The organism is Lentzea kristufekii, from assembly GCF_033949925.1.
Taxonomy (GTDB): Bacteria; Actinomycetota; Actinomycetes; order Mycobacteriales; family Pseudonocardiaceae; genus Lentzea; species Lentzea kristufekii.
Genome location: NZ_JAXAVV010000019.1, coordinates 140,378 through 150,727, shown reverse-complemented (window position 1 = coordinate 150,727; position 10,350 = coordinate 140,378). Strand labels below are relative to the sequence as shown.

Here is a 10,350-nt window from a genome sequence, read left to right as displayed (position 1 = left end):
CGGTGCTCTGGAGCTGCATTGCGAAGGGCGGGCACACCCAGGGCAAGCCGTCACATCGGCTTGCGGCTGGGTTCTCAACCGCGAGTGATCACCTTATCAACTGTTTCGGACGGTGCTCGCCGGGTAACCGAGTTGCATGGGTGCCGATGAGAAGTTCGAGAACAAGGCCGAAGAACTCAAGGGTCGCGCGAAGGAAGCCGTCGGCGACGCCACCGACAACGAGCAGTGGCAGGCCGAGGGCCGCGCGGAGCGCGCCAAGGCCGACATCAAGCAGGCCGGCGAGAAGGTCAAGGATGCCTTCCGCTCGGACAAGTAAGAGTCCTGGCAAAGCCGCAGACGGCGCCCAGTACGTCCCTGACGGGGCGGACTGGGCGGCTTTGCGTTCGGCGTCAGAGGGGTGCCGCGGCTGCGAGCTCTACCGCGACGCGACGCAGACCGTGTTCGGCGAGGGGCCGGTACCGGCCCGCCTGATGGTGGTCGGGGAGTGCCCGGGCGATCGCGAGGACACCGAGGGGCACGTGTTCGTCGGGCCGGCCGGGCGGTTGCTGAACAAGGCGTTCGACGCCGCCGGCATAGATCGTTCGAAGGCGTACCTGACGAACGCGGTGAAGCACTTCCGGTTCATCGAGCGCGGGAAGCGCCGGATCCACCAGCAGCCCCGGCGGAGCGAGGTCGTGGCCTGCTTCCCCTGGTTGCGCGAGGAGATCCGGGTGGTGAAGCCCCGGCTCGTGATCGTGCTGGGGGCCGTGGCGGCCAAGGCGGTGCTGGGGCCGTCGTTCAAGCTGACCGAGCACCGCGGTGAGGTGCTGGACCACGACGGGCTGAAGGTCGGGGTGACGGTGCACCCGTCGTCGGTGGTGCGTGCGGAGAACTTCACCGAGGCGTTCGACGCGTTCGTCGCGGACCTGAAGGCCGTGCGGGAGTCCTGAAACGGGACAACCCCCGGACGACTCCTGCGCGAGCAGGCCGAGCGGGACCAGCGCTCGAAGTCCGGGGGTCGGGTGGCTGCCTGGGATTACGACTAGGCGTCACCAAAAGGCGGTCCTATCGGACAGCCACCTCACGAGTCCTGTTGCTGTACAACTTCGGACCACCTCCTCTCGTGTGTACAACGAACCTACGTCGGGATCAGCGGACCTTGCAACGGACTTTTCTCACGCCACTTCGCGCGCCTGTTTCGCGTAGAATCCGCACCCATGGTGCGCATCCCACTGACGTCGCTGGAACGGGAGCGCGGCAGGCGGCTCGGTCAGTTGCTGCGGGACGCCCGCGGCGAGGAGAGCATGGTCGAGATCGCGGCCCGCGCCGGACTGTCCGCCGAGACCGTGCGCAAGATCGAGACCGGACGTGCCCCCACGCCGTCGTTCTTCACCATCGCAGCCCTCGCCGGTGCGCTCGGGATCTCGCTCGATTCCATCAACGAACTGCTGACCCCGCAGAGCCGATCGGCCTGATCGCCGCTAATTCGCTCGGTCGAGTTACCACTGAAGTTTGAATTCACCGGCAGTTCCACAGGCCGCCTTGACGTCCCATCGCGCCCCGTGTTCGGGTGGAGCCACGAGATTCGCTCCTCTCGATGCGGGGGGAAACGGTGAAATTCGTTTCAGCTGTGATCGCCGCGTTCTTCGCGTTCGTTCTCGTCGGCACGCCCGCCACGTACGCGGCACCGGAAGCGCAGATCAGCAGGGGTGACGTGCTCAAGCGGGCGGCGACGTGGCTGACCGCGAACAACGGCAAGCAGGTGCCGTACAGCATGTCCCAGTACTGGAAGGACGGCTATCGGCAAGATTGTTCGGGTTTTGTCTCGATGGCCGCGAATCTGGGGAACACCGATCCCAAGGGCGGCCCGAACACCGTCGCTCTCGCCACCGGCAAGTACACGACGCCGATCAAGATCGCCGATCTCGAACCCGGTGATCTGTTCATCGACCCGGTCGACGAACCCGGCGACGACTTCCGCCATGTCGTGATCTTCGAGAAGTGGACGAAGGCCGACAAGTCGCAGTACATGGCCTACGAGCAGCGCGGCGGCCACGGCACCGACCACCGCGTGCTCACGTACGGCCTGCAGAACACCAAGTACAAGCCCTACCGGTTGAAGAACGTCACGGGCTGAGCGTCAGGCCCGGTCGTGGTGGCGCAGGCGCAAGGCCGACCTGCTGAGCGCCACCGCCGCGACGACGGCGACGAGCACGCCCGTGGACAGGATCTGCCCGCGGGCCTGCTCGTCGCTCAGCATCAGCACGATGATGCCCACGATCGCGGCCAGCGCCAGCCAGGAGAGGTACGGATAGCCCCACATGGGGACCGCGGGGTTCTCCATCGTGCGGCGCAGCCGGATCTGCGAGATCGCGATGAACGCCCAGACGACCAGCAGCGCCGAGCCCACCGCGTTGAGCAGCAGCAGGAACACCGTGTCCGGCCACAGGTAGTTCAGGAGCACGGAGAAGAACCCGAACGCCGTGGAGGCGAGCACCGCGTTGCGCGGCACGCCGTTCTTCTTGGTCAGCAAGGCTTTCGGAGCTTCGCCGCGTTCGGCCAGCGAGCTCAGCATGCGCGCGGCGCCGTAGAGCGTGGCGTTGATGGCGCTCAGCAGGGCCACGAAGATGACGACGTTCATGATCTGCCCGGCCGCCGGGATCCCGATCCGGTTCAGCACCGCGACGTACGGGCTGGCGCCGACCTCGGAGTCGTTCCACGGCAGGAGCGTCACGACGACGGCCATCGAGCCGAGGTAGAACACGAGCAGCCGGGTCATGGACGTCCGGACAGCCTTCTTGACGGCGTGCTGGGGGTTCTCGGCGTCGGCGGCGGCGATCGTGACGACCTCCAGCCCGCCGAACGCGAACACCACCGCCATGAACCCGGCGATGACGCCGCCCCAGCCGTGGGGGAGGAAGTCGCTGAGGTTCTGCGTGCCGGGTGAGTCGACGCCGGGAAGCAGGCCCGCGATGGCCGCCGTTCCCAGCGCGAGGAAGAGGACGATCGCGGCGACCTTGAGGCCGGCGAACCAGAACTCGAACTCGCCGAAGTTGCGGACGCCCACGAGGTTCACCGCGGTGAGCGCGCTCATGAAGATCAGCACCCACACCCACTGCGGCACCGCGGGGACCCAGCCGGACGCGATCTTGGCCGCGCCGGTCGCCTCGACCGCGAGCACGACACCGACCGCCGCCCAGTAGGTCCAGCCGACCGTGAAACCGGCCCACGGCCCGATCGCCTTTTCGGCGTGCACGGAGAACGCGCCGCCGCTCGGGTGCTCGGCCGCCATTTCCGCGAGCATGCGCAGGACGAGCAACGCCAGAATTCCGGCGAGTGCGAACGAGATGAGCACGGCCGGTCCGGCGAGCGCGATGCCGGCGCCCGTCCCGACGAAGAGGCCCGCTCCGATCACGCCTCCCAGCGCGATCATGGTGACATGCCGTTCCCGCAGGTGAGTCACGCTCTCCAGCCCCGTTCGAGTGTGCCGATGGCGGGCCGATAGTGAGTTCATGGCGGCGGAGAGTCAAATCGTGTGATTGCAGTTACACCGACTTGAACCAAGTGAGGGTGAGATCGATGAACTCGCCTAAGGGAGTACTACCGTCCGGAGTTCTGCCGCAGCTCGACACGTTCGCCGGTGCGCTCGAGCGGTGCTCGGACTGGGGGTGGCTGGTGCTGCGGTCGGAGAACCGGCTGCTGCTGACCACCGATCACGCGGTGTCCGCCGTGGAGATGGCGGCGGGCATCGGCGGGGAGGTGCAGCACTACCTGTCCGTGCGGATGCTGGGCGGGCCGGTGGTGGTGCTGCCTTCGGTCGCGGGCGCTCCCGGGCGATGGCTCGTCCTCGCCGAGTCCGCCGACGAGGCGTCGCAGGTGAACCTGATCCGGTTGCGGGCGCGCGGTGCGCTGACGCACCGGCTGGGGACCCTCGTGCCGTTGCCGCCGTCGCGGATCGACGGGGGCGGGGTGCGGTGGCTCGGTGAGGTGCCGGTCGCGAAGCCGTTCCTGCCGCCGTTCTCGGCCGTGGTGGCGGCGCTCAGGGCGGTCACGGAGACGGGTCGCGCCGACTCTTTGACGTAGTCGTAACGGCGCGATTCGCCATACCGGTCTTCCAGGACTTTCACGATCACTGAATCGATTTCAGTTCACGTCCGAAACGCTTTGTTACGGCCAGATGATCGGCCCATTCTTGCGCCGTTCTTGACGCTTCGGAATCGAGATAGAGCCGTCACCGCGACTCCTCTGGGTTATCGGCGGCTACCCCGGTTGCGATGTAAATTCACTCCACAGGACGCGTCTGAGGCTCTACGGTTTATGGGGTCAGACACCAACGGAAGGAGCTGGCCATGGACGGCTACGAAATTCTCGCCGACGAGGACGGGCACGTTCGCGGTTACGACTAGACATCACTCATCGGCTGCGTGAGGGAGTCACCCCGAAGCGACTCCCTCGGCCCGAGTGGGCCGGCGCGGCCGGTTGTTCGATCGCCGCGAGGAATGCGTCCAGGCCTTCCCGGTTCTCGCACCGGGTGTCACGCCCCCGGACGCCTGGTCGTGCTCGCGCGGACCACGAGCGTCGTCGGGAGTTCCCGGTGCTCGGCCGGTCCGCCGTCGAGCAGGGAGGCCAGGAGGTCGACGGCGACCTCGCCCGCGGCCTCGGTCGGCATGTGGACCGTCGTCAGCGCGGGAGAGCACATCGTCGCGTAGAGGATGTCGTCGAACCCCGTCACGCTGATCTGTTCCGGCACCTTCACGTCGTGTGCGGCGAGGTAGGCGAGCGCACCCAGTGCGATCAGGTCGTTGTAGCAGATCAACGCCGTCGCGCCGGTGCCGAGCGCCTGCTCGGCGGCCGCGTAGCCGCCGTTGAAGTTCGGTTCGAACGAGCCGAGCAGCCGGGCGCGGCCGGCGAGGCCCTGGATCCTGCGGCCGTTCGACCACGCCGCGGCGGGGCCGCCCAGGTAGGTGTAGTCCTCGTGGCCCAGCGACTCCAGGTGCGCGACCACCTGGTCCATGCCGGACGCGCTGTCCATCAGCACCGACGAGACGCCCGGCACGATGCGGTTGATCAGCACCAGCGGGGTCATCGCCGCCAGTTCGACGATCGTGTCGTCGGACAGCAGCGACGCGCACAGCACCACGCCGTCGACCTGCGCCGCCATCGTCCGCACGAGCTCGGCCTCGGTGTCCGGGTCCTCCCTGCTGTCGCAGAAGAACACCGAGGTGCCCGCCTCGCCCGCCTTCGTCTGCACGCCCCGCAGGACCGAGGGGAAGAACGGGTTGAGGAGGTCGGGCACCACGATGCCGAGGTTCCCGGTGCGGCCCGTGATCAGGCTTCGCGCCGCCCGGTTCGGCTGGTAGCCGAGCCCGGCGACCACGTCCAGGACCCGTTGCCGGGTGGCCTCCTTGACGAGACCCGGCGCGCTCAGCGCGCGCGAGACGGTCGAAACGGAGACCTGAGCCTGGAGTGCGACATCCCTGATCGTGACGGCCACCGGCAGATCATCGCAGTCAAGGTCAAGAACGACCCATTCGTCGGACGTCTGCCGGTCACAGCTCCAGCCCGGTCAGGACCAGGACGCGCTGGTCGGTGAGGTCGTCCATGGCCGCGCGCAGGCCCTCCCGGCCGATGCCGGACTCCTTCACGCCGCCGTACGGCATTTGGTCCGCACGGTAGCTCGGCACGTCGCCGACGATCACGCCACCGACCTGGAGCCGTTGCGCGGCACGGAAAGCCAGCCGCACGTCCGTGGTGAACAGACCCGCCTGCAGGCCGTACCGGGACGCGTTGACGCGGTCGAACGCCTCCTCGACGCTGTCCACCCGCGTGAGCGTCACGACCGGGCCGAACACCTCCTCGGCGTTGACCTTCGAGTCCTCCGGCACGTCGGTCAGCACGGTGGGCGCGTACGTGCGGCCGTCGCGGGTTCCGCCCGTCAGCACCGTGGCACCGGCTTCGCGCACCCACGACTCGACGCGGTCGGCCGCGGCGTCGTTGATCAACGGACCGACGTCGCCCGCCAAGTCGAGCTTGTTCACGTGTTGCACAACGGCTTCCGAGACCGCGTCGTACACGTCGGTGTGCACGTAGACGCGCTGCACCGAGATGCACGACTGACCGGCCTGGTACATCGCGAACGTGGCGATGCGCTGCGCCGCGAACTCGACGTCCTGCCAGTCGGGGGCGACGATCGCGGCCGCGTTGCCGCCCAGTTCCAGCGTGACGTGCTTGCGCGGTACGCGTTCCTTGATGCCCCAGCCCACTGGGCCGGACCCGGTGAACGAGACCACCGGCAGGCGCGGGTCCTCGACCAGTGCGGCCGTGTCCTCATTGGACAGGTGCAGGATCGCGAAGGCGCCGCCGGGCAGGTCGGTCTCGGCCAGCAGTTCGCCGAGCAGGAACGCGACCTTCGGCGTGGCGGGCGCGGGCTTCAGCACGATCGGCGCGCCGACGGCCAGTGCGGGCGCCACCTTGTGCGCCACCAGGTTCAGCGGGAAGTTGAACGGCGCGATGCCCAGCACCGGACCGCGCGGCACCCGGCGCACCAGCGCGAGGCGGCCCTCCGCGGCCGGGTCGGTGTCGAGGCGCTGCAGCTCACCGGAGAACCGGCGGGCCTCCTCCGCTGCCCAGCGGAACGTGGAGATCGCACGCGTCACCTCGACGCGCGCCCACTTCAGCGGCTTGCCCGAGTCGTCGTTGATGGCCTGCGCGAACTCCTCGGCGCGCTCGGCCAGACGCCGCGACACGTGGTCCAAGGCGGACGCGCGGCGGTGCGCGGGCAGCGCGGCCAGTTCGGGAGCGACCGCGTGCGCCTTGGCGACGGCGTTCTCCACGTCTTCGGGGGTGTGGAAGGGAATCATGCGAGCAGAGCTCCTTCGAGCACGTCGAGTCCTTCGGCGAGCAGGTCGTCCGGGATGACCAGCGGGGGCAGCAGGCGGATCACGTTGCCGTAAGTGCCGCACGTCAGCACCACGACACCCTGTTCGTGGCACGCTTTCGCGACGCGCGCGGCGACGTCCGGCGTGCGTTCGGTGAACTCGATGGCGAGCATCGCGCCACGGCCGCGGATGTCCGCGATGATGTCGGTCTTCTCCGCGATCGCCCTGAGCCGGCCCAGCACCGTCTCCTCGATGCGGCGGGCGGCGGCGTTGAGGTCGCGCTCGCGCATCGTGCGGATGGCGCCCAGGGCCGCCGCGCACGCCACCGGGTTGCCGCCGTAGGTGCCGCCGAGGCCACCGACGTGCACGGCGTCCATGATCTCGGCGCGACCGGTGACGGCGGCGAGTGGCAGCCCGCCCGCGATGCCCTTGGCCGTGGTGATCAGGTCCGGCACCACGCCCTCGTGGTCGAGCGCGAACCACGAACCGGTGCGGCAGAAGCCGGTCTGGATCTCGTCGGCGACGAACAGCACGCCGTGGTCCCGGCACCACTGCGCGATGGCCGGCAGGAAGCCCTCGGCGGGTTCGATGAACCCGCCCTCGCCCTGGATCGGCTCGATCACGACGGCGGCGGTGTTGTCCGCGCCGACCTGCTTCTCGATGGCGGCGATCGCCTCGGCAGCCGCCTCGGGACCGGTCAGGCCGTCGTGCAGCGGGTAGGACCCCGGCACGCGGTAGATCTCGGGCGCGAAGGGGCCGAACCTGTGCTTGTACGGCATGTTCCTGGCGGTCAGCGCCATGGTGAGGTTCGTGCGGCCGTGGTAGCCGTGGTCGAACACCACGACGGCCTGCCTGCCGGTGACGTGCCGGGCGATCTTGACCGCGTTCTCGACGGCCTCGGCGCCGGAGTTGAACAGCACCGACCGCTTCTCGTGGTCGCCGGGCGTCAGGTCGTTCAGCTGCTCGCAGACCTCGAGGTAGCTCTCGTAGGGCGTGATCATGAAGCAGGTGTGGCTGAACCTGTCGATCTGCGCGTGCACGGCCTCGGCGACGGCGGGCGCGGGGTTGCCGGCGTTCGTCACGGCGATGCCGGAACCGAGGTCGATCAGCTGGTTGCCGTCGACGTCGACCAGCAGGCCGTCGTCGGCGGAGTCGATGTAGGCGGGCAGCGTCGAGCCGACCCCGGCGGCGACGGCGCCCCTGCGCCGCGCCTGGAGCTCCAGGGACTTGGGACCGGGGATCGCGGTCACCAGCCGATTCTTGGGCAGCAGTCGGGTCATGTGCTCAGCATGGCCCTGGTCAGCGGCCTGCGCAGTGTCTGAAATGGCGCTCTTTGGCGCTGGAACTGTACAAATTGGCACATGCCCATCACGGTGCGGGAGTTGGCGGGGAAGCTGGCGTTGCCGGTGCTGGCCGGGGACGTGTCGAAGCCGGTCGGGTGGGTGCACGGCACGGAGCTCGCGGACCCCACCCCGTTCCTGGAGGGTGGCGAGCTGCTGCTCACGACAGGCCTCAACGCCCTGCGGGACGGCTACGTCGAACGGCTTGTGCGGGCGGGCGTCGTCGGGCTCGGCTTCGGCACCGGCCTGGGGCACGACGTCGTGCCGCCCGCACTGGTGCAAGCGGCGGCGGAGGCGGGACTGGGACTGGTCGAGGTGCCGCGCGAGGTGCCGTTCATCGCGATCAGCAAGGCCGTGTCGAAGGCGCTCGCCGCCGACGAGTACGCGGCGCTGACCAGGACCAGCGAAGCCCAGCGCGCGCTCACCAGAGCCGCTGTCCGGACCGGCGTCGGGGGAGTGGTGCGCAGGCTCGGCCAGTGGATCGACGGCTGGGCCGTGCTCCTCGACGCGGCCGGCCGGCCCGTGCACGCCCACAACCCCCGCCTCGTCCCGGACCTGACCGCCGAGCTCGCCCGGCTGAAGACCGCGGGCGGCCTGGCCAGCGCCGCGTTCGAGCTCGACGGCGTGCACGTGTTCCTCCAGGTCCTCGGCAGCCGCGCCCGAGGCGTTCTGGCGGTCGGCACCACCAGGCCGGAACCGGGGATCGTCAACACGGCCGCGTCGCTGCTCGTCCTCGCGCTCGCCCAGCACGACTCCGTCGACGCGGCCAGGAGAGAGCTCCGCGCCGGCCAGTTCCGGATGCTGCTGGCCGGGCTCGCGGTCGACGGACTGCCCGGCCGGTTCCGGGTGTTCCTCGCCGCCGAACCCCCGGACGACGACGTGTTCTGGGCCGAGCACGACGGCGACGTCGTCGTGCTCACCGACGAGTTCGACGGTGTCGCATCGTCCGAAGTGGACCAGAACGACGTCGCGCGGGGATACCGCGAGGCCCGCCAGGCACGTCAGGCCGGCGTCCGCACGTTCGAGGAGCTCGCCGGGCACCTGCCGCTGCCGGACGGGTTCGCGGACGCGTTGCTGAAGCCGCTCGACGCGGAAACCCGTGCGACGCTTCGAGTGTGGCTGGCGCACCACGGCGCGTGGGACCCGGCGGCGACGGAGTTGGGCGTGCACCGGCACACGTTGCGCAACCGGGTGCGCAAGGCCGAGCAGGCGCTGAACCGCTCGCTCGACTCGCCCGGCCTGCGCGCGGAACTGTGGCTAGCCCTCCACCGCGAAGGTCAGTGAGGCGGTGTAACCGGACTGGACGTCACCCGACATCGTCGCCATCTGGTGGTCGACGCCGTCGCGGAACACCATGTCCTGCTTCAACGAGGTCCGCGACATGTTCTGCACGCTCTGCGTGTACCCGGCCGTGCCGTAGACCTCCTTGCACGTCGTCTCGGGCAACGCGAGCTGCGAGGTCGTGATCTTGTTGCCGGCCTTGGTCGCCTCGGCGAGGCTCGGGTAGACCTCGAAGTGGATGTGCGGCCAGCGCCCCGCGTACGCGCCGGGGAAGACGCTGACGAACGTCAGCTTGCCGCTCGCGTCGGCCTCCTGGACCCCGCGCAGGAAGTTCTCGTTCTTCACGCGGTCCGAGTACATCGAGTAGTCACCGTTGATGTCGCAGTGCCACAGGTAGACCGCGGCGCCCGCGAACGGCTTGCCGTCGTCGTTCTGGACCGTCAGGTCGATGGTCAGCCGCACGCCCTCGGCCGTGCGGCTCGACGAACCGAAGCTGGAACGGATGTCCGAACGCACGATTCCGCTCTGCGTCAACGCGTTCGGGCCGTTGGAGCCGTCGCCGGGGTACGGGCCTGCGGTCTCCTCGGGGATGGTGTCGAGAGGCGTGCCGTCGGCTGTGGTGGACGAGCCGGCGGTGGTCGAGGTCGCGGTGGTGGTGGTCGACGGGGCGCAGGCCACGAGCGTGAGGCCTGCGCCGCCGAGCAGCGACAACGCTCGCCGGCGCCCGATGAGCGTGGCGAGGTCGAACTGGAGGCCGCGGTCGTGGTTGTCCGTCATGCGACCCAGATTGCGGCCGAATCCTGTGAGCCGCCTGTGGGTGAGCTGTCTGTGTCTTATGGCCGCTGCTCCGCAGACGGCGGTGAGTTCGTCGG

At 69.2% G+C, this 10,350-nt stretch carries 11 protein-coding genes; 6 read left to right on the top strand and 5 right to left on the bottom strand.

Annotated elements, in window-relative coordinates:
• The first annotated feature begins 136 nt into the window (after window positions 1-136).
• From SK571_RS32825 to SK571_RS32810, 4 genes are all read left to right on the top strand, one after another.
• Window positions 137-316, top strand: coding sequence for a CsbD family protein (locus SK571_RS32825; protein WP_090065142.1), 180 nt, complete (start codon window positions 137-139; stop codon window positions 314-316).
• The gene (locus SK571_RS32820) at window positions 294-929 is read left to right on the top strand and encodes a UdgX family uracil-DNA binding protein (protein WP_319987974.1); all 636 of its coding nucleotides are present in this window, start codon (window positions 294-296) and stop codon (window positions 927-929) included. Before SK571_RS32825 ends, SK571_RS32820 begins: the two co-directional genes overlap by 23 nt.
• Window positions 930-1,196: 267 nt before the next feature.
• Window positions 1,197-1,454: a helix-turn-helix domain-containing protein gene (locus tag SK571_RS32815; protein WP_030479084.1), complete on the top strand. Its 258-nt coding sequence runs from the start codon at window positions 1,197-1,199 to the stop codon at window positions 1,452-1,454.
• A 137-nt stretch (window positions 1,455-1,591) separates the two neighbouring features.
• Entirely contained in the window at window positions 1,592-2,116 is a 525-nt protein-coding gene (locus tag SK571_RS32810; RefSeq protein ID WP_319987973.1) for an NlpC/P60 family protein, read from the top strand.
• Window positions 2,117-2,119: 3 nt separating this feature from the next.
• Here the strand turns inward: SK571_RS32810 and SK571_RS32805 are convergent, their stop codons facing one another.
• Window positions 2,120-3,412 (bottom strand): amino acid permease, encoded by a 1,293-nt coding sequence (locus tag SK571_RS32805; protein ID WP_319987972.1) that lies wholly within the window; start codon window positions 3,410-3,412, stop codon window positions 2,120-2,122.
• Between the two features lie 146 nt (window positions 3,413-3,558).
• On the opposite strand from SK571_RS32805, the gene SK571_RS32800 reads away from it, so the two are divergent.
• Window positions 3,559-4,062 (top strand): hypothetical protein, encoded by a 504-nt coding sequence (locus SK571_RS32800; protein ID WP_319987971.1) that lies wholly within the window; start codon window positions 3,559-3,561, stop codon window positions 4,060-4,062.
• A gap of 451 nt (window positions 4,063-4,513) precedes the next feature.
• Here SK571_RS32800 and SK571_RS32795 read toward each other — a convergent pair whose 3' ends face one another.
• Genes SK571_RS32795 through gabT form a run of 3 tightly spaced genes read right to left on the bottom strand, consistent with a single transcriptional unit; the run spans window position 4,514 to window position 8,137 of the window.
• On the bottom strand, window positions 4,514-5,473 hold the full coding sequence (locus SK571_RS32795; RefSeq protein ID WP_319987970.1) for a LacI family DNA-binding transcriptional regulator: 960 nt from the start codon (window positions 5,471-5,473) through the stop codon (window positions 4,514-4,516).
• Between the two features lie 55 nt (window positions 5,474-5,528).
• A complete protein-coding gene (locus SK571_RS32790; protein ID WP_406602069.1) occupies window positions 5,529-6,941 on the bottom strand; it encodes an aldehyde dehydrogenase family protein in 1,413 nt (470 codons plus the stop codon).
• Window positions 6,836-8,137: a 4-aminobutyrate--2-oxoglutarate transaminase gene (gabT, locus tag SK571_RS32785; RefSeq protein WP_319987969.1), complete on the bottom strand. Its 1,302-nt coding sequence runs from the start codon at window positions 8,135-8,137 to the stop codon at window positions 6,836-6,838. Before gabT ends, SK571_RS32790 begins: the two co-directional genes overlap by 106 nt.
• Before the next feature lie 81 nt (window positions 8,138-8,218).
• Between gabT and SK571_RS32780 the strand changes: the two genes are divergently transcribed.
• A complete protein-coding gene (locus SK571_RS32780) occupies window positions 8,219-9,481 on the top strand; it encodes a PucR family transcriptional regulator (protein WP_319987968.1) in 1,263 nt (420 codons plus the stop codon).
• On the opposite strand, the gene SK571_RS32775 is transcribed toward SK571_RS32780, so the two are convergent.
• Window positions 9,455-10,255 (bottom strand): intradiol ring-cleavage dioxygenase, encoded by an 801-nt coding sequence (locus SK571_RS32775; protein ID WP_319987967.1) that lies wholly within the window; start codon window positions 10,253-10,255, stop codon window positions 9,455-9,457. The two genes, SK571_RS32780 and SK571_RS32775, sit on opposite strands and share 27 nt — an antisense overlap.
• Window positions 10,256-10,350: the final 95 nt, after the last annotated feature.